The sequence below is a fragment of the Rhizobacter sp. genome (genome assembly GCF_031412075.1).
Lineage (GTDB): Bacteria > Pseudomonadota > Gammaproteobacteria > Burkholderiales > Burkholderiaceae_C > Rhizobacter.
On sequence record NZ_JANOCG010000621.1, the window covers coordinates 1 to 23687 of the forward strand.

Genomic DNA, 23687 nt, shown 5'->3' on the forward strand with positions numbered 1-23687 from the left:
AACAAAGCGTCAACCTGCGCCAGGTGTTCGAGAGCTTCTGCGAGTTTTACGCGCCGGCCCGTGAGCTGATGGCCGGCGGTGTGATGCAAGGCGGTTTAAAAGGCGCGCCGCTGCGCTTCAACCTGAGCGGCGCGCGTTACAGCCGCGCCGGTTTGCTGGTGACCGGCGAGGCCGTCGGCAGCACCTACTCGTTCACCGGCGAAGGCATCGGCAAGGCGCTGGAGACCGGCATGCTCGCCGCCGAGGCCATCGTGCGAGATCGACAAGACGACGCCGCCGTGCGCCAGCACTACGAAGCCGCGCTGCAGGCCTTGAAGCCGCGCTTCGAGCTGTACGAACGTGGCAACCGCGTCAACGCCCACCCGTGGTTGATCGACCTGCTGATCTGGCGCGCACGCAAGAGCAAACGCCTGCTGCAGCGCATGAGCGGCGTGCTCAACGAAACGAGCAACCCGGGCCAGCTGTTCACGTTCAAGGGCGTCAGGCGCCTGTTCACCGAGTAGCCACACCATGTGCCAACTGCTCGGAATGAACGCCAACACACCCACCGACCTGGTGTTCAGCTTCACCGGTTTTGCCAGGCGCGCCGAAGAGCACAAAGACGGCTTCGGCATCGCCTTTTTCGAAGACGCCGGCGTGCGCCTCTTCGTCGACGCCCAAAGCGCTGCCGTGTCACCCGTGGCCGAGATGGTGCGGCACTACCCGATCCGCAGCGACAACGTCATCGCCCACATCCGCAAGGCCACGCAGGGCCGGGTGGCGCTGCAAAACACCCACCCCTTCCAGCGCGAGCTGTGGGGCCGCTACTGGGCCTTTGCGCACAACGGCGACCTGAAGAACTTTGCGCCGCCGCTGCACGGCGCTTTCCGCCCGGTGGGCGACACCGACAGCGAGCTGGCCTTCTGCTGGCTGATGCAGGAGCTGGCCAAGGCGCATGCCGGTGTGCCGTCGATCGCCGAGCTCACCGTCACATTGCGCGAGCTGGCACCACGCATCGCCGCGCACGGCACCTTCAACTTCATGCTCAGCAACGGGCAGGCGCTGTGGGCGCACTGCTCGACCCAGCTGCACTACCTGCTGCGCCAGCACCCGTTTCACACCGCCCACTTGCAAGACGAAGACATGAGCGTCGACTTTGCCCAGCTCACCCAACCCACTGACCGGGTTGCTGTGGTGGTGACGCAGCCGCTCACCGCCAACGAAGCCTGGGTGGCGTTTGCGCCCGGCGAGCTGCGTGTCTTTGTCGATGGCCAAGCCACCCCCACCTGACCCGACCCCGAGAACCCCGCACATGACCCTGCCCAAACCGCCCACCCCCCGCTTCGACACCTTCTACAAATACGACGCGCTGACGCGGCTGCTGTTCGACTACGCCGACGCCTACCCCGCGCTCTTGCAGGTGGCCTCGATGGGCAAGAGCCACGAAGGCCGCGACATCTGGGTCGCCACCCTCACGCACACCGCGACCGGGCCGGCCGAAGACAAACCCGCCTTCTGGCTCGACGGCAACATCCACGCCGCCGAGCTGACCGCGAGCACCGCCTGCCTCTACTACCTGCATCAGTTGCTGAGCGGCTACGGCAGCGACCGCGAGATCACGCAGCTGCTCGACACCCGCACGGTCTACATCTGCCCTCGCCTGAACCCCGACGGCGCCGAGCTGGCCCTCGGCGACAAGCCGCGCCACATCCGCTCGTCCACCCGGCGTTACCCGTTCGACGAAGACACGGTCGAGGGCCTGACCATGGAAGACGTCGACGGCGACGGCCGCATGCTCTTCATGCGCGTGCCCGACCCGATGGGCAGCCACAAAAAATGCGCCCAGGACCCGCGCCTGATGGTGGCGCGTGAGCCGGGCGAATTTGGCGGCGAGTACTACCGCGTGATCCCCGAGGGCACGCTGAAGAACTTCGACGGCCTCACCGTCAAGGTCAACCCCGACGCCGAAGGGCTGGACCTGAACCGCAACTTCCCCGGGCAGTGGCGGCAAGAAGGCGAGCAGGTCGGCGCCGGCCCCTACCCGACCAGCGAGCCCGAGGTGCGGGCGATGGTCGACTTCATCGTCAAGCACCCCAACATCGGCGCGGCCATCAGCTACCACACGCACAGCGGCGTGATCCTGCGGCCGATGGGCACGCACAGCGACGACGACATGATTCCCGAAGACCTGTGGGCCTTCAAACGTTTCAGCAAGCTGGGGCAGGAGCTCACCGGCTACCCGGCGATCAGCATCTGGCACGACTTCAAGTACCACCCGAAAGAAACCATCACCGGCACGCAAGACTGGGTCTACGAACACCTGGGCGCGCTGTTCTGGGTGGTCGAGATCTGGTCGCCCAACAAGGAAGCCGGCATCACCGACTACAAGTGGATCGACTGGTACCGCGAGCACCCGGTCGAAGACGACCTGAAGCTCCTGAAGTGGAGCGACGACCACTGCGCCGGCCAGGCCCATGCCGACTGGAAACCGTTTCACCACCCGCAGCTGGGCGCCATCGAGATCGGCGGCTGGGACAAGATGAATTTCTGGCGCAACCCGCCGCCACATTTGCGCGAGCGCGAGGCCGCACGTTTCCCGAAGTGGATGACGCAGATCGCGCTCAGCCTGCCCAAGCTCGAAGTGCTGCGCACCGAAGTGCGCGCGCTCGGCCCCGACACCTGGCGGGTGCGCTTCGCGGTGTGCAACAGCGGCTGGCTGCCGGCTTACGTGAGCAAACGCGCGCTCGAGCGCAAGGTGGTGCGCGGGGTGATGTTCGAGATCCATCTGCCGCCGAGCGACCCCACGGTGTCGCTGGTCAGCGGCAAGGAGCGTTTCGAAGGCCCACAGCTCGAAGGCCATGCGCCGAAAAATTCACTGCAACACTTTTTGCCGACCCGCGACATCACCGCCGACCGCGCGGTGGCAGAGTGGGTGGTTCGCGCGCCCAAAGGGACGCAGCTGGCGCTGAGCGCACGCGCCGATCGGGCGGGGGCGGTGAAGGCCACGGTGGTGTTGGACTGAGGCCAGGAGTCGTCCTTGGGCCGGTCGGGCCGAAAGCTGAGATTGATGACTTCCGCAGGGCTGAGGCAGGTCTACGCTGGAAGCTGATATTGGCTGGCGGCGACCAAGCTGCGTGCAACGGCGCCAAGCGTTGCACCCGCAGTGGCTGCTTCTGAAAGCGGCGAACCGGTACGGCCGACTCTGACCGGGCATCCGGCCGTTTAAACCGCCAGCCAGAAAGCGGCACGGTGCAAGCGAGACAGAAGGCTGCTGGGTGCCGACTGCCCGTTCTTGCCAGCGGTCAGCGAGCTGGAAACGACGCCGCCCCGCACCATGCTGACGGGAGCCGAGAGCTCAGGCCTTCTTCTGGTATGCCGTGCACCAGCCAGCCGCTGCTACCTGCTTGCCTGGGAACAGCGGGCAGGACCCAGTGGCGTCGCCGGGCTTGCCGGCAAACAGTGCGCAGTTGGCGCATGCCGCGCCAACGGCATGCTTGGGGTCCTTCGTGGCCTTTGCGTCAGATACGTAACCCAGCGCGACGGCGGCGGCCTCGGCCGGGTCGACCATCGGGCCCGCGGCAGCGGCTGCGGGCGCCGGGGCGGACGTGGCCGTTACAGCTGGTGCGGCGGCCGGTTCCGGTGCGGGAGCAGGTGCAGGTGTGGGCGCAGGTGTGGGCGCAGGAGCAGCCGACGTTGATGCCGCCTTGTCGCCGCAAGCGTAAAGGACGGACAGGCCGGCGAAAGGCAGGATGGCGATGAAGTGACGACGGGAGTTCATGGGGTGCCTTTGCGTTCGGTGGGCGGGTGATTCCGTGATCGCTCGACTCACGGCCCGGACAATTGTCGACTGTCGACGCCCCCCGCGCCAGCAGGCGCCAGATTGGGTTGGTCGCGTGACCGGGAGTGGCCGCGAAGAGCCGACGGAAGATCGGCCGCAAAGCTGCCGCCCGAGATTTTCTCTTTCTAAAGCGATCGGGCGAGACCAGCTCCACAAGCTCCAACCCGAAACCTGTTTTCAACATCAGAGACAAACCGACGCACAAACAAGCACATCGCTCACGGCGCTTGAAGCACTCAGCCCGCCTTCAGCCCTCGCCCAGCTCGTCGCTCGACGCGACACGCGGCACGATGGGCGCTTCGCTCATCACGTCGCGCCAGACCTTCTTGGGCAAGAAGGTGCGCAGCTGCTCGATCGCCTTGTCGATCAGCAGCGGGTGCAGCTCGTGGCCGATGTGTGGCAGCACGTCGGCCGTCACGTCGCCGCCGAGCGCGACCAGGCGTTCCGCCGAGTCGATGGCCGGGCCGGGCGGGATCACCGCGTCGACCATGCCGTGAAAGAAGTGCAGCGTGGTGTCGTGCGGCGCATGCACCGGCTGCAATGCGTGGCGGCCGGCAAACGCCAGCACCCGGCCCGCCAGCGCGGGCTCGGCCTGCACCGCTTCCAAGGCCATGATCGCGCCCTGCGAAAAGCCGGCCAGCGCGGTGCGCTCCCAGGTCATGCCGAACTGCTGCTGCAGCGCGCGCACGGTCGCCACGAACCTCGGCAACGCTGCTGCCACGCGCTCGGCGCGGTTGGCATCGTTCAGCTCACGCAGAGAAAACCACTGCCAGCCTGAGCCCCCACCTGGAATGCCATCAAAGGCATCCGGCGCATTGAGGCAGACCACCGCCGCCTGCGGGTACTCGGCCACCAGGCGCTGCGCCAGCGGCGTCATGTTGGAGGCGTCGGCACCCACACCATGGAACAGCAGGAACAGCAGCTCGGTCGGGCCGCTGGGGGGCAGGTGGGCAAGGGCGGTGACGGGCATGACGAGAGTTTGCACCCGCCGCGCCGGCAGCAAGGGTTTGCCCATAGGTAACACCCCGCCCAACCCCTTCTCTCGCCGAGGCCCGCTGCCTACACTACAACTTGTTACAGGCAGAAGCTGCCGTGACGATCTCGTCAAACGCAGACACAGGAGACCCCCATGAGCGAAGCATTGTTGGCACGCCAGTTCCAGGAATCCCGCATCGAAGACGAGCCGATCCTCGGCGCCGTCCTGGCCATGCCCGATGGGCGCATTCAGCCGCTGACCTGGCTGGAGCGTGTGCAGGTCAAGCTGCACCTGACCAACGCCAAGGTGCTCGAAGCGCGCTACTTCAAGCCAGCCAACAGCTGAGCGGCATCACAACCGAATCGTCACCAGCGCCGACGCGTCGGTGATCGCCCGCAGCGAGTGCGGCTCTTCGCGCGCGAGGTGCATGAAGTCGCCCGGCGACAGCACCTGCACCGCGTCGGGGGTGCGGAACTCGATGCGGCCCTCGATGCACTGCACCGTGATCTCGCCCGGCGTCTTGTGCTCGCGCATTTCTTTGCCGGCCAGCAGCACCACTCGAATCACCTCCAGCTGCTCGGCCTTGAGCAGGGCCGTGGTCTTGGCGCTGCCGAGTTGATCGCCGAGTGGGAGAACGCTGACCACCTGTCCTGAGCGGGCGTGTGTCTGGGCCATGGGGCTCTCCAATGCGCAAGAAAGCTCGGTTCTAACAGCTTTCGGGCGGCCCGGCGCCTCTGTCAGCCGCCGCTGCTAGCCTTGGTGCATGAACACGCTGCCTTTCACGACACAAGCGCTGCTGGCCGAGCCGCTGCGCTCGTTGACGGTGACCGAAGCCGAACACCCGCGTGGCCAGCCGCATTTCAGTGCCGCGAGCGGCCTGGTGTGTGCCCACGGCCGGGCGTATGTCGTGTCAGACGACGAGCACCACCTGGCGGTGTTTCGTGACCTGCACAGCCCGGGCGCGCTGCACCGCATTCTTCCGGGCGACCTGCCGCAGTCGAAAAAGGCGCGCAAACAACTGAAGCCCGATCTGGAGGCCTTGCTGCTGCTGCCCGGTGGGGATCACGGCACGTTGGTGGCCTTTGGCTCGGGCTCGCGGCCCAACCGCGACGCCGGCATCGTGATCCCGCTCGGTGCGCGCGGTGAGCCGTCGTCACGCGTGCAGCGCTTCGATTTGAAGCCGCTTTACGAACCACTGCGAGCCGCGTTGGGCGAGATCAACATCGAAGGTGCGATGTGGATCGGTGGCTCGCTCGTGCTGCTGCACCGTGGCATCAGCGGTGAGTCGGACAACGCGGCGGTGCACTACCGGCTGAGCGAGTTGCGCGCGGTGATGCAAGGCAAACGCCACACGGTGGCGCCACGCGCCATCAAGCCGTACCGGCTGGGTGCCATCGACGGTGTCGAGTTGGGCTTCACCGATGGCACCGCGCTGCCCGGCGGTGGCTGGCTCTTCTGCGCGGCGGCCGAAAACACCGCCGACAGTTATGCCGACGGGCCTTGCCGTGGCAGCGCGCTGGGGGTGGTCGATGCCGCTGGTGAACTGGTGGCGCTGCACCGGCTGGCCGACACCGCCCTCAAGGTCGAAGGGATTGCCGCCCGAGCGCACGCGGCGGGCATCGACATCTGCCTGGTGACCGATGCCGACGACCCGCGCCTGAGTTCTCAGTTGCTGTTCACCCGGCTCTGAAGAAAACGCCGGGCCGCCCAAGTTTTCTTGACCCCCCACGGGGGCGCTCAGTACGCTCAGAACTTCAGCTTCAAGCCCAACGCAATGGTGTTGCCGTTGGCCAGGCCGGTGAGCTTGTCGTTCATCACCAGGGCGTAGACGTCGGTGTTCTTCGACAGGAAGTAGTCGTAGCCGACGGTCAGCGTCTTGCTCACCACGTCGCTGGTCGGGAACTCGGCCTTGGCATTGCCGTACTGGGCCAGCAGCTTGCCTGGGCCGAGGGGAGCCGACGCACCGAAACCGTAGATGGTGCTCTTGGTGTCGACTGTGGCCTGGGTCTTGACCTGGCTGTACTGGCCGAAAAGCTTGACCACCTTCAGGTCATACGAGGCACCCACCTGCACCGAGTCCTGGCTCTTGAAGCCGGCCGACTGGATGGCCGGGGTGAAGCCGCTGATGCCTTGTTTGACCTGCTGCGCCGCCACCGTGGCCGCGAACGGGCCACCGAAATAGAGCACGTTGGCGCCCACGTTGCGGCCACGCGCGCTGGCAGCACCTTCACCGAGCGAGCCTTGCAGGTTGAAGCTGAAACCGCCCGAGCTCGGGCTGGAGTAGAGGATGGAGTTGCTCCAGCCGGTGTCGCCCAGGAAGGCCAGCATCTGCGGGTGCGCCACCGTGGGCGTCAGCACCTGGCGGATCGACGGCGAGTAACCGAACGAGTCACCGAAGGCATTGAAGATCAGCGTGGAGACAAAAAACTGGTTGGTGGTGCGGCCCAGCCGGGTGGCACCGAACTCGCCCTGCAAGCCCACCCAGGCGGCACGCGCCCAGAACGCGTCACCCCCAAAACGGCCTGCAGCGCCGGTGTCGGCCAGGTAGAAGGTCTCGAGCGCGAAGATGGCCTTGATGGTGCCGCCCAGTTCTTCGGTGCCCTTGAAGCCCAGGTAGCTGGTGGTCATGTTGCCGCTCTGCGCCTTCTTGACCTTGAGCGCGCCCGCGTCCTGGAACTGGCCGGCCGACATGTCGATCAGGCCGTAGACGGAAGCCGAAGACTGCGCCGCCGCAGCGATCGGCAGGCAGAGCGTGGCGGCGGCCAGGGCAGCGGCTTTGAGAGGATGGGTCATGGAAGGAGCACTCCAACGGTTGTGATGAGTAGGGGAATCAACAAAATCTCGGAACTTGTATGCAAGGCTCGTACCTGCGGCACGCCAACGGGTCTGCATTGTGTCTGCCCGGCGCCTGGGGCCGATGCAGCAGAATGCGCCCACCTCATCGCGGATGGAGCCAGCCCATGGATCTCAGCGTCAACGGCCAGAGCCGAACGATCGCCGACGCAGACGTCGACCCCAACATGCCCTTGCTGTGGGTGATCCGTGACGTGCTCAACCTCACCGGCACCAAGTTTGGGTGCGGCGTGGCGGCCTGCGGGGCCTGCACGGTGCATGTGGACGGACAAGCCGTGCGCTCCTGCGTGACGCCGCTGTCGGCCGTGCGGGGCTTGCCGGTACGCACCATCGAAGCCCTGGGCTCGGTCGATCAACCGCATGCCCTGCAAAAGGCCTGGGTGACGCACCAGGTGCCGCAATGTGGCTACTGCCAGAGCGGCATGCTGATGGCGGCCGCCGACCTGCTGTCGAAAAACCGCGACCCCGGCGACGCCGAGATCGACGCCGCCATCACCAACATCTGCCGCTGCGGCACCTACCCCCGCATTCGGGAGGCCATCAAGACAGCGGCCAAAACCTTGCGTGGCGAAGGCAAGGCGGTCGCATGAAGCGCCGCCACATGCTCCTGCTCGGCGCCGGCGTGACCGGCGCGCTGGTGGTCGGCTGGGGTGTGCTGCCCCCGCGCAGCCGCCAGGGCCGCCCCGACACACCGCCCGCCGCTGAAGGCCCGGTGGGTTTGAACGGCTGGATCAAGGTCAACCCCGACGGCACGCTGCAGCTCGCGATGAACCGCAGCGAAATGGGCCAGGGTGTGCACACCGCGCTGGCCATGCTGGTGGCCGAAGAGCTCGACATCTCGCTCGCCAAGATCAAGCTGGTGCAGGCCGCACCCGACAAGCTTTACGGCAACGTCGCCATGTTCGTCAGCAGCCTGCCGATCCACCCGCATGACAGCGAGCCCGGCCGTGAAACCGGCGGCGTGAAAACCGGCCGCTGGATCGTCAGCAAGGTGGCGCGCGAGCTGGGCATCAGCGTCACCGGCGGGTCGTCCAGCGTGGCCGACGCGTGGAACGTGCTGCGCCTGGCCGCCGCCACGGCGCGCGCGCAGCTGCTGGGCGCCGCCTCGCTGCAATGGAAGCTGCCGCGCGAGGAGCTGGAGATCCACAGCGGCGTGGTCAGCCACTCCGGCGCCAAACAAAGCGCGCATTTCGGCGAGCTGGCCCGTGTGGCTGCGTCGACGCCGGTGGGTGACGTTAAACCGAAGGACCCGAAAAATTGGCGCCTGATCGGCACCTCCGCCCCGCGCATCGACCTCGCGGCCAAGATCGACGGCAGCGCGCGCTTCGGCATCGACACCCGCGAACCGGGCCAGCTGTATGCGGTGGTGCGTCACTGCCCGGTGTTGGGCGGCAGCCCGGGCCGGGTAGACAGCGAAGCGGCGATGAAGCTGCCCGGCGTCGAGCGGGTGATCCGGCTCGGCCCCTATGCCGGATCGACCCCCGCCGTGGCTGTGGTGGGTCGCACCTACTGGCACGCCAAACAAGGTGCGCAGGCGCTCGACATCGAATGGCGCGCGCCGCCCGCCGGCGCGCCCGATTCGAAGCAGATCGCCAGCCATCTGGAAGCCACCGCCCGCGCCGCCGCTGCCGCGCAAGGCGGCTTCGCCTTTCACAAGACCGGTGACGTGCAAGCCGCCAGCGCCGCAGCCACCCGCCGTCTCGAGGCCGTGTACCACGCGCCCTACCTGGCGCACGTGGCGATGGAGCCGATCAACTGCACGGTGCGGGTGAAGGGCGGCATCGTCGACGTGTGGGCGCCGACCCAGGTGCCCGACATGGCCCGCGCCGAGGCGGCGCGTGTGGCGGGTGTGAACGTCGACGCGGTGAACCTGCACGTGACCTACATCGGTGGTGGTTTCGGCCGCCGGCTGGAAGTTGACTACGTGGGCCAGGCGGTGCGCATCGCGATGGAGGCCAACGGCCGCCCGGTGCAGATGGTGTGGCCGCGCGAAGAAGACACCATGCACGACTTCTACCGCCCGGCGGGCGTGGCGGTGATGCAGGCCAGCATCGACGCCCAAGGCGCCGTCAGCGGCCTGAGCATCACCAGCGCCGGCGACATGATCACGCCGCGCTGGATCGAGCGCGGCCTGCCCGCACTGGCCGGCCCCGTCGACCTGCCCGACAAGACCGCGAGCGAAGGCCTGTTCGACCTGCCGTACGCCATCGCCCACCAGCGCATCGCCCACGTGGCCACGCGAAGCGGCGTGCCGGTGGGCTTCTGGCGCTCGGTCGGCCACTCGCACAACGCGTTTTTCTCGGAAGGCTTCATCGACGAACTGGCGTTCGAGCTCAAGCAAGACCCGGTGGCCTTCCGCCTGTCGCTGCTGACCGCCATGCCGCGCCATGCGGCGGTGCTCAAGCTCGCCGCAGCCAAGGCCGGCTGGAGCCAGCCGCTGCCGGCCGGACGCGCACGCGGTGTGGCCTTGCACGAGAGCTTCGGCAGCATCGTGGCCGAGGTGGCCGAGGTCTCACTGGTGGACGGCAAGCCGCGTGTGCACCGCGTGGTGTGCGCGGCCGACATCGGCACCGTGGTCAACCCCGGCATCGTGGCGCAGCAGATGGAAAGCGCCGTGATCTACGGCCTGAGCGCGGCCTTGTATGGCCGCATCGACATTGAAGCGGGCGTGGTGAAGCAGAACAACTTCCCCAACCACCCGGTGCTGAAGCTGGCCGACACCCCGCGCATCGAAACCCACTTGATCGCCAGCACCAACCCGCCAGGTGGTGTGGGCGAACCCGGCACACCGCCGATCGCCCCGGCGGTGGCCAATGCCTTGTTCGTGCTGACCGGGAAACGCGCGCGGGCCTTGCCGCTGGTGGCGTGACCTCAGCGGTCGATCCGCCCTGCCGTTCGGGCTGAGCCTGTCGAAGCCAGCGCCGTGCACCGGCCGCACCCTTCGACAGGCTCAGGGCGAACGGAATACAGGTGCGGGCAAACGGAGACCTAAAGCCGCAGCAGGCTGGCCATCACACCTTGCTGATGCGCAAGCCCGCGTCGACCAGGATCACCTCACCGGTGGTCTTGGCCGCACTCGCACCGAGGTACCACGCCGTTTCGGCCACGTCTTCGGGCGTGATCACGGCCTCCAGCGCAGCGCGGCCCTTGTACCAGTCGACACCGCGCTGGTAGCCCTCGGCGCCCAGGCCTTCTTGCAGCCACGGGGTTTCGACCAGCCCCGGCGCGATGGCGTTGACCCGCACGTGGGGCGCGAGCGCGCGTGCCAGGCCGACCGTCATCGCGTTCAGCGCGCCCTTGGAAGCCATGTAGGCCAGCGACGAACCGCGGCCCATCATCGAGGCCACCGACGACACATTGACCACGCCCGCGCCCACGTGCTGGCGCAAGAGAGGGGCCAGCGCACGTGTCATCTGGTAGGCACCGATCACGTTCACGCTGTAGATCTTGTGGAAGTCTTCGGCCTCCAGGCCGTCGAGGTTTTTCAGGTCGACAAACTTGGTGGTGCCGGCGTTGTTGACCAGCACATCGGCGCGGCCGAAACGCGCCTCGACCTCGCTCGCCAGGCGCCGGCAATCGGCGTCTTGCGCCACGTCGGCCTTGACCAGCAGCACCTCGGCACCCAGCGCCTCGCACTGCGCGGCGACGGCCTCGGCCGGCGCCGGCTCACGCGAGTAGTTGATGACCACGTTCCAGCCCTTGCCGGCAAACAGGCGCGCCGTGGCGGCACCGATGCCCGACGACGAACCCGTCACCACACAGACCTTCTTGCTCATCACGCCACTCCTTGCCGGTGCAACACATCACCGAACAACGATGGTAACGGCGCACTGGCTGGCTCGAAACCTGCTGTACAGAGCTGACCTTTCTGCCCTGGACCTGCCCATGAACACACTCATCAAAGCTGCGGAAGTCTGGCTGCCGACGCCCGACCGCAGCCTGCTTGAATTCGGCGGTGGCCTGTTCGGCGCGGCGACCGGTTTTGGTGCGAGCAGCCGCGCCATGTGTTTTGGCCGCGGCGAAGGCCTGCCCGGGCGGGCCTGGTTCGACGGCCGGCCGATCGTGCTCAAGCAGTTTGAAGGCTCGTACTTCCGGCGTGCCGACGCCGCGCGCGAAGCCGGCTTCAGCTGCGCGATCGCGTTGCCCATGTTCCTGGGCGACACCATGACCGCCGTGGTGGTGCTGTTTTGCGGCGGCACCCACGCCCACGACAACGCGCACGACGGTGCGGTGGAACTGTGGCGCAACAACGCCCGTGTCACCTCCGACATGACCCTCGTCGACGGCTACTTCGGCGGCAGCACGGCCGACGAGTTCGAGTCCCTCACGCGCGACACCTACCTGCCGCGCGGCAGCGGCCTGCCCGGCATGGCCTGGCAAAAAGGCGCGGCGGTGCTGATCGACGACCTCGACCAGGCGGGCAAGTTCTTGCGCGCCGACAGCGCCGCCGAGGCCGGCATCAACCGGGGCCTCGCCTTCCCTTGCAGCACGCCCGGCAGCGATGCGTATGTGCTCGCCCTGTTGTCGACCACCCAGACGCCGATCGCCAAGCGCATCGAGTGCTGGGCGCCCGATGACTCGCGCCAAGGCCTGCAGCGGGTGTTCGGTTTCTGCGAAAGCGCCGGGCCACTGCGTGCCTCCGAAGGTGGCACGGTGCTGGCCGGTGCGATCGGCAAGGCATTTGCAAGCGGGGTGCCGGTGGTCAACGAGGCCGCCGGCAGCGAGCCGGGCTGCGTGGGAAGCTCGGCCAAGGCCGCAGGCCTGCAGTCGCTCATCGCCTTGCCGGTGGTGGCCGACGGTGCCGTCAGCGAGGTGGTGGCGCTCTACTTTTAGCGGCAGCCCAACACGCTCAGGGCTGACCGAGGAACAGGTAGGCCGCGCGGTTGCCGCCATCGCCCACGCCATAGGCCACGTAGAACGGGCCGATGGGGGTGTCGAGCGCGAAATAGAGCGAAGCGCCTCGCCGCGTCCTGGGGGTGGCGCCGAGCAGGGCCAGGTCGCTGATGCGGCCGGCTTCGAGCGAGGTGCCGGCGTACATGCCGTCGAGGAAACCGGGGCCCGACAGGCGGTAGTTGTAGACCACGCGGCCGAAGCGCATGTCGGTGCCCAGCAACTGCCCGGTCTTGTAGCCCGAGAGCTGCAGGAAGCCGCCCAGCTTGAACAGCTCGTGGGCCGGCAGGCTGCCGTCTTTCAGGTTGCCACCGGCACGCACCGCCGCGCGCAGCGCATGCGGGCCCGAGTGGGTCGCGCCCTGCAAGGCCAACGAGGCCTTGGTGTAGGCCTCATCGGCACCCATGCCGGGGCGCGAGAAGAACAGCCGCAGCTCACCCGCATAACCGGAGCGCGGGAAGCTCAGGCTGTCGAGCCGGTCCACCCGCAGCCGGGCCAGCACACCGCCCACCTGCACCCGCGCGCTCAGGTCAGAGGCCGGAATAAAACTGGTGTCGTCGGTGAACCGTGACCGCCCGCGCACCAGGCCCAACCGCGCTTCGCCGCCGTTGCCCAAGGGGGTGCCCACATCGAGGCCGAACTCGCCGGACTGGCGCCGAAAGCGCGCGAGGCGTTTGTCGTTGTCGGGGTTGTAGAGGTCGAAAGGCTCATCGGCCAGCTCGACACGCGGTGCAATGAACGCCCGCTGACGCTCGGTGAGCGGCTGGTACCACTCGCTCATCAGGCGATCGGTCTGGCCCAGCTGCAGGTCGTTGCGCCACTCGGCACCGAGCGCGTTGAGCCAGGTCCAGCGGTGGCTGGCCAGCAGGTTGAAGAAGGAGTTGCCTTCGAAGTCGGACGAGAGCGACAAACCGAAACGCAGGAAGTTCGGGCCCCACGACTTTTCGGTCACCTCGGCGATCAGCACGCGGCCTTCACCGGGCTCTTCGGTCAGGGTGTAGTTGACGCTTTCGAAGTCGCCACGGCTGTAGATGCGCTTGATGTCGCGGTCGAGTTGTTGCGGGTCGAGCGGTGCGCCGGCTTTCGTTTCCATCGCGGCCAACACCACCTCGGGGTTGACCACCTTGGTGCCGACCACACGCACTTCGTTGATCGTCTGCGCCGCCTCGCTCTCGGTGCGCGCACGCGAGGCCAGGTGGGCCCGGTAGGCCGCTTCGCTCAGGCTGTAGCGCGCCAGCTGGGCGCTGGCCTCGCGCGCCGCGAGCTCGCCTTGTTGCGAAGCTTCGCCCAGGCGGTCGAAGGCCGAGGAGCTGATGTCCTTCAGGTCGGGCTTGATCAATACGTCGCGTGGCGTCAGCTCCTTCAACGACTGCTCCACGTTGGCGTCGGTCAGGATGCGCAGCACCTGGTCGGTCACCGACAACAGCGAGGTGATCTGCTTGCGCTTGAGCAGCGGTGTGCCGATGTTGATCGCGATCACCACGTCGGCGCCCATCTGGCGCGCCACGTCGACCGGCAGGTTGCGCTTGAGTCCGCCGTCCACCAGCAAGCGGCCGTCGATCTCGACCGGATTGACCGCGCCCGGCACCGCCATGCTGGCGCGCGCCGCCAAGGCCAGCTGGCCCTGCGAGATGACCACCATCTCTGAGCTGGCCAGATCGGTGGCCACCGCGCGAAACGGAATCGGCAGGCGATCGAAGTCGGTGCTGGACTGGCGGCGCGTGAGGCGGCGCAACACGGCTTCGAGCGACACCCCGGCCACTGCGCCCTTGGGTAGCGACAAGCCGTTCATGCTCAGGCCCATCTCGGGGCCGAGGTAGTTGATGGCGTCGTCGGCCTTGCGGCGGTAAGGCGTGTCTTCGCGCGACACGTCGTGGAACAGGGTCGACGTCGACAGGCCCTGCATCTCGGTCTCGATGTCATTCAGCGGCAGGCCGCTCGCATAGGCCGAGCCGACGATGGAGCCGGCGCTGGTGCCGACGATCACGTCGACCGGCACGCGCAGCTCTTCCAGCACCTTGAGCACACCGATGTGTGCGCCGCCGCGCGCGCCGCCGCCAGAGAGCACGAGGCCAATGCGTGGCCGCGCGTTGGTGGCATCAGGCGGAGCTTGCGGGGCGGTTTGCGCCTTGGCCGCGCCCAGGGCGCACAACAGCGCCACACCCCAGGCAGCATGCTGCACCCGGCTCGCCACGGCGCCGCTCAGCGCGAGGCGGCTGACGCAGCAGGCGCGGCAGGCACTGGCACCACCACGCCCGGCATCAGCGAGATCTCGTCTTGCGCCCGCACGCCAGAGACGTAGTGGCGCGTTTCGCCGAAGCAGCTGGAGGGCAAGCCCACTTTTTCTTCATAGTGCAGCGCAACCCGCTTGCCCATCACCTGGTTGATCTTCTCGGCCACCGCGTCGTCGCGCACGGTGAACAAAAAGGTCTGCGGCGTCGCGCCTGGCATGGAGACAAGCGAGAGTTCGCCTTCCCAGGTCTTGCACAACCAGCCCTTCTTTGACAGCTTCTGAACCCAGCCTGCACGCTCGCCGGTGGAGTAGTTCCAGCTCGACACCACAAAGACGTAGGCCGCGAGCAAGAGCACGAGGATCAGCGGCACCAACAGCCAGCGGGACAAGCGCATGAAAATCCTCCGATGATGTATAGATTGACGCCGGTTTATAACCCAGCGTCAGCGAGCCGCCCAGTTGCACCGGAGTGATTGCCCATGAAAGTCCCAGCCCTTGCCACACCGCCCGATGGCCTGGACAAAACCGACACCAAGATCCTGCGGCTGCTGCAGGCCGATGGGCGCATCTCCAACCTGAAGCTGGCCGAAGAGATTCACCTCTCGCCGACGGCGGTGCTGGAGCGGGTGAAACGGCTCACGCGCGACGGCTTCATCCTCGGGTACGAGGCGCGCCTCAACCCGAACAAGCTCAACGCGGGAATGATGGTGTTCATCCAGGTGGTGCTCGACCGCACGACGCCCGATGTGTTCAACGCGTTTCGCGCTGCGGTTCAGGTGCGCCCCGAGATACTGGAATGCCACATGGTGGCGGGCGGCTTCGACTACCTGATCAAGACCCGCGTGGCCGACATGGCGGCCTACCGCGAGCTGGTGGGGTCCGTGATCTGGACGCTGCCCGGTGTGCGCGAGACGCACACCTATGCGGTGATGGAAGAGGTGAAGAACACAACGGCGCTGCCGCTGTGAAGGTGCATCTCCGTTCGCCCTGAGCCTGTCGAAGGGCCCTTCGGCGGGCTCAGCCCGAACGGAGGGGGATTACCAGCTGCCTGCGCGGCGCTCCAGATGGCGGAACATGATGCGGCCCTTGCTCAGGTCATAGGGCGACAGCTCGAGCGACACCTTGTCACCCGCCAGGATGCGGATGTGGTGCTTGCGCATCTTGCCGGAGGTGTAGGCCACGAGCTGGTGGCCGTTTTCCAGGGTCACGCGAAAGCGCGAGTCGGGCAGCACTTCAGTGACTGCGCCTTGCATTTCAATCAGTTCTTCTTTGGCCATGGTCGTCTCCGATGGGTTGGCGATGCGACGAACGCAAGGCCAAGGCTTGGGGGGCCTTGTCAGAGACGATTCGAAGGGTGTGCAGACTTGTGGGCAGGTCGGCTTGAGGGAACGCGCGATTGTAACGCCCGGCCCATGGCCCCGCTCAAGCCAGGGGTGCCAACAATGCCTGCAAATCCTCGGCGCTGAACTTGCGCGCGGCATCGTCGTCATGCCCCAGCACCCCTTCGGCCAGGGCCTGCTTGCGGGCTTGCAGCTCCAGCATGCGCTCTTCGATGCTGCCTTCGACGACCAGCTTGTAGACAAACACCGGCTGGCCCTGCCCGATGCGGTGAGCGCGGGCGGTGGCCTGCTCTTCGACCGCCGGGTTCCACCACGGGTCCATGTGGATCACGGTGTCGGCGGCGGTGAGGTTCAGGCCCAGGCCACCGGCTTTCAGGCTGACCAGCAGGATGGGCACCTCCTGCGCCTGAAAACGTTGCACCACCGCCCCACGCTGCGCCACGGGCGTGCGGCCGGTCAGCGCGAGCCAGGACAATTGCAGTGCATCGAGTTCGTGTTCGATCAGACCCAGCATCTCGGTGAATTGCGAAAACACCAGCACCCGCCGGCCTTCGTCGACCAGTGCGGGCAACATGTCGCGCAGCAGCTCCAGCTTGGCGCGCTCCATGGTTTTTGGCGTCCTGGCGCCTTTCAGCAGATGCGGGTCACAACACACCTGCCGCAGTTTCAAGAGCGCATCGAGGATGCTGATCTGCGCGCTGGCAAAACCTTTGCGCTGCAGCACGCGGCGCACGATCTCGTCTGATGCCACACGCACACTTTCGTACAGGTCGCGTTGTCGGCCTTGCAGCTTCACGCGCTTGATGACCTCGGTGCGCGGTGGCAGCTCGGTGGCCACGTCCTGCTTGCGCCGGCGCAGGATGAAAGGCCGCACCCGTTGTGCGAGCAGTTGGGCACGCAGCGTCTCGCCGTTGTCCTCGATCGGCTTGCGCCACAGCCGCGTGAAGCTGCGCGCATCACCCAGAAAGCCGGGCATCAGGAAGTCGAACTGCGCCCACAGTTCGCCCAGGTGGTTTTCAAGCGGCGTGCCAGTCAGGCACAGGCGGTGGCGCGCGTTCAATCGGCGCACGGCGTTGGCGCTGCGGCCGGCGGCGTTTTTCACCGTCTGCGCTTCGTCCAGGATCAGCAGGTGAAACGGCTGCGCAGACAGCGCCTCGATGTCGCGCCACAAGAGCGGGTAGGTGGTGAGCACCACGTCGTGCTCGCGCATGCGCGCAAAGTTTTTGGCGCGCTCGGGCCCTTGCAGTGTGAGCAGGCGTAGCGACGGCGCCATGCGCCGGGCCTCGGCCTGCCAGTTGAAGATGAGCGAGGTGGGCAACACCACCAGGGCCGGCACATCGAGCCGCCCCGCCTGCTGCTCGATCAGCAGATGCGCCAGCGCCTGCGCCGTTTTGCCCAAGCCCATGTCGTCGGCCAGGATGCCGGCGAGCCGCTGCTCGCGCAGGTATTGCAGCCAGGCCACACCTTGCAGCTGGTAGGGCCGCAGTTGTACGCCGAGGCCCTGAGGCGCCGCCACCGCCTGCGGTTCACCCACACCTTGCAGGCGTTGCGCAAGCGATCGCAGGCCCGCCTCGCCTTGCAGTTGCCACGCCCCATGCGGGCCGGCACGTTGCGCCTGCGTGTCCATCAGGCTCAGGCGCAAAACATCCAGGCGCTGCGCTTCCCACGACGACAACACCAGCGGCCCGGCGGCGCGGCGCGGGTCGGTCAGCAAATCCACCATTGCACCGACAATGGCCTTGAGCGGTGCCGCCGGTGCGTCGATGCGCCGGCCACCGGGTGCATGCAGTCGGATCAGCGCGTGGTCGTCGATGGCGGCGATCTTTCTCGCGTCGAGCCAGCGGCCGTCGCGCTTGAGCAGGTCGGCCAGCAGTGGCACCAGGTCCCAGGCAACACCTGCGATCTCGACACCGAGCGACAACATCCACGAGCCTTCACGCTCGGGCAGCTGCAAGGCCTTCACCACATCCGGCCGGCGCAGCGGCGCAGCCGGCTCCTTGCCCAGCACCTCGCCGCTCACCGGGTCAATGACCAGGCGCCAGGCGTCGACCCGCAAGGTCTCGTGCGCAAAGCCGGGCCGCACGACGATGGCCCAGCCCTGGGCTTGCCACTGCGGCACCACCTCGGCCCAGAAGTCGCCGAAGAAGTCTTCCTGCACGAGGGTCCACAGCGGACCCGAGAGCGTGGCGTTCGCACGCCATTGCATGGCCTCGCCGGGCACCGGGTGCAGGCCGGCGGCCCACACCGCGTCGAGCGCGTCGGCCTCGGCGCTGCGGTTGCGCCGCAAGCGGTGTTCGCGACCGCGGGTGTCTTGCACGAGCTGCAGCGCCGGTGCGCGGCTGTTGAGCACCGAGGTCGGGGCCGGTGTTTCCCAGCGCAGGCCGTCGTCGCCGACGTAGACCCAATCGATTTGTGCCACGGTGACGTTCGGCCCGCGTGGGCCGAAGGGGCCGGCCGGCTTCAACCCCAGCAGCCCCTCACCGCGGCCCAGCGTTTGCAACGTGAGGCGAGGGCGGAAGTGGGCAGCGGGCGTGTCCTCCAAGGTCATCGCCGCGATTGTGCAGGGGCGATGGGGGGTCACATCCCCCTCACCGAGACAACTGCACCTTTATGCCAGACGGAACACCGCAACCGCCTGCACCAGCTGGTGGGCCTGCTGCTTCAAACTTTCCGCAGCGGCGGCACTCTGTTCCACGAGCGCCGCATTTTGCTGCGTGGTCTGATCCATCTGCGTGACGGCCTGGCTCACCTGCGACACACCGGAGCTTTGTTCGGCGCTCGCGCTGCTGATCTCGCCCACGATGGCGCTGACCCGGCCGATGGCCACCACGATCTCTTCCATGGTGTGGCCGGCCTGATCGACCTGGGTCGTGCCTTGCTCCACACGTTCGACACTGGCGGTGATGAGCGCCTTGATCTCCTTGGCGGCGTCGGCGCTGCGCTTGGCCAGGCTGCGCACCTCGCTGGCCACCACCGCGAAGCCGCGCCCTTGCTCGCCTGCACGCGCAGCCTCCACCGCCGCATTGAGCGCGAGGATGTTGGTCTGGAACGCAATGCCGTCGATCACCGAGATGATGTCGGCAATCTTGCGGCTGCTGTCGTTGATGCCCTTCATCGTCTGCACGACCTGGCCCACCGCCGCACCGCCCTTGGTGGCCACCGCAGCCGCACCTTGTGCCAGTTGATTGGCCTGGCGCGCGTTCTCGGCGTTGTTGCGCACCGTGGTGCCCAGCTCGTCCATGGTCGCGGCGGTCTGCTGCAGGGCACCGGCCTGTTGTTCGGTGCGGCCCGACAGGTCGAGGTTGCCTTCGGCAATTTGCGAGCTGGCCGTGGCCACGCTCTCGGAACCCTGGCGAACCTGGCGCACGGTGTCGGTCAGGGCGGTCTGCATGGCTTGCAAGGCGGCCATCAGGCTGGTGGTGTCGCCGGGCTTGACCACGATCGGGGTGCTCAAGTCACCGCCGGCCACGGCACGGGCGAGGTTCACCGCGGTGCGCGGCTCGCCGCCCAGCTGGCCGAGCAGGCCACGGGTGATCAGCAGCGCCATGGCAGCCCCCAGCACCAGGGCAGTGACCAGCAGCCCGGTCACCACACCCTTGGCCCGCACATAGGTGGCATGGGCGCGCTCGGCGGAACTGCGCCCGCCCTCGAAACTGAATTTGGCGAGGGCGCTCAGCGCACCCAGGGTCTCGTCGAGCGCCATCGACGAAGCCCCGTCGCTGACGCCGGCGGCATCGGCCTGCTTCTTGTCGCGCCCCAGCGACACCACCTGCTGGGCAGACTTCTGGTATGCGGCCCAACTCTGGTCGACGGCGGCGTGCAGCTTGACTTCTTCTTCACCCACCACCAGCGCCTTGTAGCCTGCCAGCGCGGCGCTGGCCACCTTGCTCGCAGCCGCGATCTTTTCTTCGTACTCGGCGTGGTAGCTGCGGTCTTGGGTCGCGCTGTGCTTGACCTCCATCTCGCGCATCTCCACGATCGAGGCGCGCGCTTCGGCCAGATGGCCGACGCCCGAGAGCCACTTCTGCGACAACTCGGTGGCGCTTTGGTCCGTTCGGGCCAGAGACACCAACGAGATGGCGCCCAACACGGCCAGCAGCACCAGCTCCAGAGAAAAGGCGGCCGTCAGCTGGCGCCCGATGCCCATGTGCAGGAAGGCGTGTGTCACCCTGGAAACAATCTTCATGGCGTTCTCTTCCAAAGACGCGGGCCTGAGAGCTGCGCTGCCGTGCTTACTTTTTATGGCCGATGTAGCTCACGCCAATGATCTTGCCGCCCGCATCCTTGATCGGGTTGTAGCAAGCGTCAAATGCGGTGCCGAGCACGTCGATGGGGCCGCAGAACTGCTCACCCTTGCTGACGGCGGCATACGCGGCGTTGCGCGCCAACTGGGTGCCCACACCACGTTTGCCTTCGGGCGTGAGCACGTTGGTGCTGACGCGCACGAACTCGTCGCCATCTTTGACGAACACCGTGGCGGTGGCGTTGTGGGCCTTGCGCACCGCATCCACGACGTCGTAGTTGTTGTTGATCTTGCGCTCGCCGAAGTAGATGGCCGGCACGGTTTTGCCGCCGACCACGTCGGTGCCGTCGATCTTGGGGGCGCCGATCTTGGCCAGGCGGGCGTCGAGGTCGGCGATGGTGGCTTTGGGCTCATAGGCATGAGCCGACAGGCAGGCGGCGAACAAGGCCGCCGCGGCGATGGCGTGGGGATAAGTCTTCACGGTCACACTCCAATGGAAAGGGTTGAGAACCGGCCTCATGCCAGCACTTGGTAGGTTGTCGGCGCGCTTCGCAAGAACCTGAGCCGGGCGACACAGAGCGTTTCATCGGCCCCGGTCAAAACCCGCATTTCCTGCCTGTATGTCATGCCGGCCGCTGCACCGACGCCGGTCCAGGAGGCTAGGTTTTTGCCGCCGGCAGCGTGACCAGAAAGGCCGAGCCCTTGCCGGGCTGGCTGTGCACGCGGATTTCCCCATCCATCATCTCGACCAGCTTCTTGGCCAGGGCCAGGCCGATGCCACTGCCCTTGACGCCGGTCGATTCCGCCCCCAGGCGGTCGAAGGGGGTGAACATGCGTTCGAGTTGCGTCGCCGACATGCCCACACCGGTGTCTTCGACCCGCAGCTCGACCACCGGCCCGCGGTCGATGGCCGTCAGCGTGACACGGCCGCCCGCATGGTTGTACTTGATGGCGTTCGACAGCAGGTTGTTGACGATCTGGCGCACCCGCCGCGGGTCGCCCATCACCCGCAACGGCACCCCCTGCGGCAGCTGCGGCACCAGGCTCACCTGCGCCTGGTCGGCCAGCATGGTCAGCTCGGCCAGGCTCGCCAGCATGAGTGCGCCCAGGTCCATGTCGACGCTCGCCACACTGAGGTGGCCCAGCTCGGCGCCTGACAGGTCGAGGATGTCTTCAATGAGGTCGAGCATGTGCTGCCCGCTGCTCATGATGACGGCGGCCCACTGGCGGTGTTTGGCGCTCAGCGTGTCGTCCATCTGGCTCAGCTGCGCAAAGCCGAGCACGGCGTTGAGTGGCGTGCGCAGCTCATGGCTGACCCGCGACAGGAACTGCGTCTTGTTGTGGCTGGCGGCCTCGGCCACGTCGCGCTGTCGGCGGGCTTCTTCGACCTGGCGGCGGTTGGTGATCTCCATCACCACGCCACGCAGCTTGACGATCGCGCCCGCCTCGTTGCGCACCGCTTCGCCTCGGGCTTCAAGCCAGCCCATGCTGCCGTCGGGCCGGTGGTACTCGACCTCGACGCCATACGGCTCGCCGGTTTTCAGCGCACGCCTGACTGCCGAGCGCAGCGCCTCCCAGCTCTGTGGGGTGTACAGCTTGCCGTGTTCGTCGCCGACGGGCGGGGGTTGGGTCGGGTCGCAGCCGAGGATGGCGTAGAGCTCTTCCGACCAGATGCTGGTGTCGTTGACGAGGTCCCACACCCAGCCGCCGATCTGCCCCAGCCGCTGGGCCTCGCGCAAGGCAATCTCGCTCTCGCGCAAGAGCTCGTAGGCGCGCGCACGCTCGGCCATCTCGGCACGCAAGGCCTCCTCGGTCTTCTTGACCTTGGTGATCTCGGTAACCTGCACCGTGAAACCCAGCACCTCGCCGTCGACGATGTCGGGCACGTAGTGCGCCAGGCTGTAGCGAATGAGGCCGTCAGGTGCGGTGATGTGGCGCTCGAAGGTCTGTACATCACCGCGCAGCGCAGCGCGGGCATGCCGCTCGAGGAGTGGCCAACGCTCGCCCACCAGCTCGGGCATCGACGCGCCGATCAGCTGCTCGGGAGACCGCTTGAACCAGCGCGCGTAGGCCAGGTTGGCAAAGCGGCAGCGCAGGTCGCGGTCCCAGTAGGCGAGCAGCGAGGGAACATGGTCGACCAGGCGGCGGGCGTAATAGGCGGCGTCGTGCCCGGTGGTGTCGCTCATTGGAATCAGACTATCCCGTCAAAGTGGCTTGTGTATCGGGGAGAACGAGGGGCACGGCGAGCTGCAATGACCTCCATATTCGACACCATCATGTCGCTCGAACCCGCCCCCCACGCCGCAGCACCGCCCACCACCGCGCTCGACATCCCGTTGCACCCATTGCGGCTGCACCAGTTGGGTGAATGGTTGCGCCTGGGAGTGCGCGATTTTTTGCGCGCGCCGTGGATCGGCCTGTTCTATGGCGCGTGTTTTGTGGGCATGGGCTGGGCGCTGATGGCGGTGTTCGAGCATGCACCGGTTTATGTGCTTGCGCTGTCGGCGGGCTTTCTTCTGATGGGGCCTTTCATGTGCATGGGCCTGTACCGCGTGAGCCAGCAGCTGGAGCGTGGCGAGGCGCCCCGTTTCGTCGACTCGCTGCTGGCCTGGCGCACGCGCATCGGCACCTTGGCGATCTTCGGCTTTGCACTGCTGGTGCTCGAAATGCTGTGGGGCCGCGCGGCGCTGGTGGTGTTTGCGGTCAGCTTCGACGGCATGCCCGACTTCAAGGGCTCGCTGCTCAAGGTGCTGGCGCTCGAACACATCGGCTTCGTGGTCGCCTACCTCGGCGTCGGCGCGCTGTTCGCGGGGTTGATCTTTGCGGTGAGCGTGGTGTCGATCCCGATGATTCTGGATCGCCAGACCGACGCCATCACCGCCGCCCTCACCAGCCTGCGCCTGGTGTTCACGCAGACCTTTGTGCTGCTGTGCTGGGGCGCGCTGATCACCGCGCTGGTGGTGCTGGCCTTGTTGCCGTGGTTCCTCGGCTTGCTGGTGGTCGGCCCGGTGCTGGGCCACGCCACCTGGCACGCGTACCGAGCGGCGGTGGGCGAGCTGCCGGCCTCGCCCACGCCGACACCGGCGACCTGAAAGCCGGCCCGGCGAGGCTTCAGCGCAGCACGGGCGGCGGTGCGGGCCAGGGCCTGCATTGCCCCTGTCGCTCGATCCAATAGACCACGTTGCCCACCACCGCGATGCTGCCCGACACCACGGCGCTCGCAGCGGCCACCACACCGGCGCCCACCAGCAGCGCCACACACCCATCGTTGAAGCAGCCGCCGAAGGCGCCGATCTGCTGCACCTCCAGCGTCATCTGGCGGCGCTGCATCTGAC

22 protein-coding genes and 1 pseudogene are annotated in these 23687 nt (G+C 67.1%); 10 read left to right on the top strand and 13 right to left on the bottom strand.

Annotated features, from left to right (window positions below; all coding sequences use genetic code 11):
- The 3 genes from RMO40_RS22840 to RMO40_RS22850 form a co-directional block, all read left to right on the top strand.
- Positions 1-503: NAD(P)/FAD-dependent oxidoreductase (locus RMO40_RS22840; RefSeq protein ID WP_489660227.1), on the top strand; the 503-nt coding region annotated here is incomplete at its 5' end.
- A gap of 7 nt (positions 504-510) precedes the next feature.
- Positions 511-1269, top strand: coding sequence for a class II glutamine amidotransferase (locus tag RMO40_RS22845; RefSeq protein WP_309725898.1), 759 nt, complete (start codon positions 511-513; stop codon positions 1267-1269).
- A 22-nt stretch (positions 1270-1291) separates the two neighbouring features.
- Positions 1292-3001 (top strand): M14 family zinc carboxypeptidase, encoded by a 1710-nt coding sequence (locus RMO40_RS22850; protein ID WP_309725899.1) that lies wholly within the window; start codon positions 1292-1294, stop codon positions 2999-3001.
- Between the two features lie 333 nt (positions 3002-3334).
- Here the strand turns inward: RMO40_RS22850 and RMO40_RS22855 are convergent, their stop codons facing one another.
- Both RMO40_RS22855 and ypfH read right to left on the bottom strand, forming a co-directional pair.
- On the bottom strand, positions 3335-3757 hold the full coding sequence (locus RMO40_RS22855; RefSeq protein WP_309725900.1) for a high-potential iron-sulfur protein: 423 nt from the start codon (positions 3755-3757) through the stop codon (positions 3335-3337).
- 307 nt (positions 3758-4064) lie between these two features.
- Positions 4065-4787, bottom strand: coding sequence for an esterase (ypfH, locus tag RMO40_RS22860; protein WP_309725901.1), 723 nt, complete (start codon positions 4785-4787; stop codon positions 4065-4067).
- A 159-nt stretch (positions 4788-4946) separates the two neighbouring features.
- Between ypfH and RMO40_RS22865 the strand changes: the two genes are divergently transcribed.
- On the top strand, positions 4947-5138 hold the full coding sequence (locus RMO40_RS22865) for a hypothetical protein (protein WP_309725902.1): 192 nt from the start codon (positions 4947-4949) through the stop codon (positions 5136-5138).
- A gap of 6 nt (positions 5139-5144) precedes the next feature.
- Here the strand turns inward: RMO40_RS22865 and RMO40_RS22870 are convergent, their stop codons facing one another.
- Complete coding sequence (locus RMO40_RS22870) at positions 5145-5468, bottom strand: cupin domain-containing protein (protein ID WP_309725903.1); 324 nt, start codon at positions 5466-5468, stop codon at positions 5145-5147.
- Positions 5469-5556: 88 nt separating this feature from the next.
- Between RMO40_RS22870 and RMO40_RS22875 the strand changes: the two genes are divergently transcribed.
- Entirely contained in the window at positions 5557-6483 is a 927-nt protein-coding gene (locus RMO40_RS22875) for a DUF6929 family protein (protein WP_309725904.1), read from the top strand.
- Between the two features lie 56 nt (positions 6484-6539).
- Here RMO40_RS22875 and RMO40_RS22880 read toward each other — a convergent pair whose 3' ends face one another.
- Positions 6540-7586: a porin gene (locus tag RMO40_RS22880; protein WP_309725905.1), complete on the bottom strand. Its 1047-nt coding sequence runs from the start codon at positions 7584-7586 to the stop codon at positions 6540-6542.
- Positions 7587-7753: 167 nt separating this feature from the next.
- Between RMO40_RS22880 and RMO40_RS22885 the strand changes: the two genes are divergently transcribed.
- Positions 7754-8236 carry a 2Fe-2S iron-sulfur cluster-binding protein gene (locus RMO40_RS22885; RefSeq protein WP_309725906.1) on the top strand — a complete coding sequence of 161 codons (483 nt, stop codon included), beginning with the start codon at positions 7754-7756 and terminating at the stop codon, positions 8234-8236.
- On the top strand, positions 8233-10515 hold the full coding sequence (locus RMO40_RS22890; RefSeq protein ID WP_309725907.1) for a molybdopterin cofactor-binding domain-containing protein: 2283 nt from the start codon (positions 8233-8235) through the stop codon (positions 10513-10515). The genes RMO40_RS22885 and RMO40_RS22890 overlap by 4 nt, the downstream gene beginning before the upstream one ends.
- Before the next feature lie 142 nt (positions 10516-10657).
- Here RMO40_RS22890 and RMO40_RS22895 read toward each other — a convergent pair whose 3' ends face one another.
- On the bottom strand, positions 10658-11422 hold the full coding sequence (locus RMO40_RS22895; RefSeq protein WP_309725908.1) for an SDR family oxidoreductase: 765 nt from the start codon (positions 11420-11422) through the stop codon (positions 10658-10660).
- Positions 11423-11531: 109 nt separating this feature from the next.
- Between RMO40_RS22895 and RMO40_RS22900 the strand changes: the two genes are divergently transcribed.
- Positions 11532-12479, top strand: a complete 948-nt coding sequence (locus RMO40_RS22900) for a GAF domain-containing protein (RefSeq protein WP_309725909.1) — start codon at positions 11532-11534, stop codon at positions 12477-12479.
- A gap of 16 nt (positions 12480-12495) precedes the next feature.
- On the opposite strand, the gene RMO40_RS22905 is transcribed toward RMO40_RS22900, so the two are convergent.
- Complete coding sequence (locus RMO40_RS22905) at positions 12496-14718, bottom strand: patatin-like phospholipase family protein (RefSeq protein WP_309725910.1); 2223 nt, start codon at positions 14716-14718, stop codon at positions 12496-12498.
- A gap of 20 nt (positions 14719-14738) precedes the next feature.
- Positions 14739-15164, bottom strand: a complete 426-nt coding sequence (locus tag RMO40_RS22910) for a hypothetical protein (RefSeq protein ID WP_309725911.1) — start codon at positions 15162-15164, stop codon at positions 14739-14741.
- Positions 15165-15248: 84 nt separating this feature from the next.
- Between RMO40_RS22910 and RMO40_RS22915 the strand changes: the two genes are divergently transcribed.
- On the top strand, positions 15249-15737 hold the full coding sequence (locus RMO40_RS22915; RefSeq protein WP_309725912.1) for an Lrp/AsnC ligand binding domain-containing protein: 489 nt from the start codon (positions 15249-15251) through the stop codon (positions 15735-15737).
- 69 nt (positions 15738-15806) lie between these two features.
- Here RMO40_RS22915 and infA read toward each other — a convergent pair whose 3' ends face one another.
- The 5 genes from infA to RMO40_RS22940 form a co-directional block, all read right to left on the bottom strand.
- The gene (gene infA, locus RMO40_RS22920) at positions 15807-16046 is read right to left on the bottom strand and encodes a translation initiation factor IF-1 (protein ID WP_309725913.1); all 240 of its coding nucleotides are present in this window, start codon (positions 16044-16046) and stop codon (positions 15807-15809) included.
- A gap of 145 nt (positions 16047-16191) precedes the next feature.
- Entirely contained in the window at positions 16192-18657 is a 2466-nt protein-coding gene (locus RMO40_RS22925) for a DEAD/DEAH box helicase (protein ID WP_309725914.1), read from the bottom strand.
- A 60-nt stretch (positions 18658-18717) separates the two neighbouring features.
- The gene (locus RMO40_RS22930) at positions 18718-20295 is read right to left on the bottom strand and encodes a methyl-accepting chemotaxis protein (RefSeq protein WP_309725915.1); all 1578 of its coding nucleotides are present in this window, start codon (positions 20293-20295) and stop codon (positions 18718-18720) included.
- Positions 20296-20341: 46 nt separating this feature from the next.
- Complete coding sequence (locus tag RMO40_RS22935) at positions 20342-20833, bottom strand: Cache 3/Cache 2 fusion domain-containing protein (RefSeq protein WP_309725916.1); 492 nt, start codon at positions 20831-20833, stop codon at positions 20342-20344.
- Between the two features lie 178 nt (positions 20834-21011).
- Positions 21012-22538 (bottom strand): ATP-binding protein, encoded by a 1527-nt coding sequence (locus RMO40_RS22940; protein ID WP_309725917.1) that lies wholly within the window; start codon positions 22536-22538, stop codon positions 21012-21014.
- 66 nt (positions 22539-22604) lie between these two features.
- Here RMO40_RS22940 and RMO40_RS22945 point away from each other — a divergent pair, with 66 nt between their 5' ends.
- The gene (locus tag RMO40_RS22945) at positions 22605-23444 is read left to right on the top strand and encodes a DUF2189 domain-containing protein (protein WP_309725918.1); all 840 of its coding nucleotides are present in this window, start codon (positions 22605-22607) and stop codon (positions 23442-23444) included.
- Positions 23445-23463: 19 nt separating this feature from the next.
- Here the strand turns inward: RMO40_RS22945 and RMO40_RS22950 are convergent.
- A pseudogene (locus tag RMO40_RS22950) lies at positions 23464-23687 on the bottom strand (hypothetical protein); the annotation flags it as partial.

What these genes read in the sequence shown, in the direction of transcription:
- RMO40_RS22845 (WP_309725898.1), top strand. Translation starts at nt 511, where the DNA reads ATGTGCCAACTGCTCGGAATGAACGCCAACACACCCACCGACCTGGTG.
- RMO40_RS22890 (WP_309725907.1), top strand. Translation starts at nt 8,233, where the DNA reads ATGAAGCGCCGCCACATGCTCCTGCTCGGCGCCGGCGTGACCGGCGCG.
- RMO40_RS22945 (WP_309725918.1), top strand. Translation starts at nt 22,605, where the DNA reads ATGACCTCCATATTCGACACCATCATGTCGCTCGAACCCGCCCCCCAC.
- RMO40_RS22865 (WP_309725902.1), top strand. Translation starts at nt 4,947, where the DNA reads ATGAGCGAAGCATTGTTGGCACGCCAGTTCCAGGAATCCCGCATCGAA.
- RMO40_RS22895 (WP_309725908.1), bottom strand. Translation starts at nt 11,422, where the DNA reads ATGAGCAAGAAGGTCTGTGTGGTGACGGGTTCGTCGTCGGGCATCGGT.
- RMO40_RS22915 (WP_309725912.1), top strand. Translation starts at nt 15,249, where the DNA reads ATGAAAGTCCCAGCCCTTGCCACACCGCCCGATGGCCTGGACAAAACC.
- RMO40_RS22940 (WP_309725917.1), bottom strand. Translation starts at nt 22,538, where the DNA reads ATGAGCGACACCACCGGGCACGACGCCGCCTATTACGCCCGCCGCCTG.
- ypfH (WP_309725901.1), bottom strand. Translation starts at nt 4,787, where the DNA reads ATGCCCGTCACCGCCCTTGCCCACCTGCCCCCCAGCGGCCCGACCGAG.
- RMO40_RS22875 (WP_309725904.1), top strand. Translation starts at nt 5,557, where the DNA reads ATGAACACGCTGCCTTTCACGACACAAGCGCTGCTGGCCGAGCCGCTG.
- RMO40_RS22900 (WP_309725909.1), top strand. Translation starts at nt 11,532, where the DNA reads ATGAACACACTCATCAAAGCTGCGGAAGTCTGGCTGCCGACGCCCGAC.
- infA (WP_309725913.1), bottom strand. Translation starts at nt 16,046, where the DNA reads ATGGCCAAAGAAGAACTGATTGAAATGCAAGGCGCAGTCACTGAAGTG.
- RMO40_RS22880 (WP_309725905.1), bottom strand. Translation starts at nt 7,586, where the DNA reads ATGACCCATCCTCTCAAAGCCGCTGCCCTGGCCGCCGCCACGCTCTGC.
- RMO40_RS22930 (WP_309725915.1), bottom strand. Translation starts at nt 20,295, where the DNA reads ATGAAGATTGTTTCCAGGGTGACACACGCCTTCCTGCACATGGGCATC.
- RMO40_RS22885 (WP_309725906.1), top strand. Translation starts at nt 7,754, where the DNA reads ATGGATCTCAGCGTCAACGGCCAGAGCCGAACGATCGCCGACGCAGAC.
- RMO40_RS22925 (WP_309725914.1), bottom strand. Translation starts at nt 18,657, where the DNA reads ATGACCTTGGAGGACACGCCCGCTGCCCACTTCCGCCCTCGCCTCACG.
- RMO40_RS22850 (WP_309725899.1), top strand. Translation starts at nt 1,292, where the DNA reads ATGACCCTGCCCAAACCGCCCACCCCCCGCTTCGACACCTTCTACAAA.
- RMO40_RS22855 (WP_309725900.1), bottom strand. Translation starts at nt 3,757, where the DNA reads ATGAACTCCCGTCGTCACTTCATCGCCATCCTGCCTTTCGCCGGCCTG.
- RMO40_RS22870 (WP_309725903.1), bottom strand. Translation starts at nt 5,468, where the DNA reads ATGGCCCAGACACACGCCCGCTCAGGACAGGTGGTCAGCGTTCTCCCA.
- RMO40_RS22910 (WP_309725911.1), bottom strand. Translation starts at nt 15,164, where the DNA reads ATGCGCTTGTCCCGCTGGCTGTTGGTGCCGCTGATCCTCGTGCTCTTG.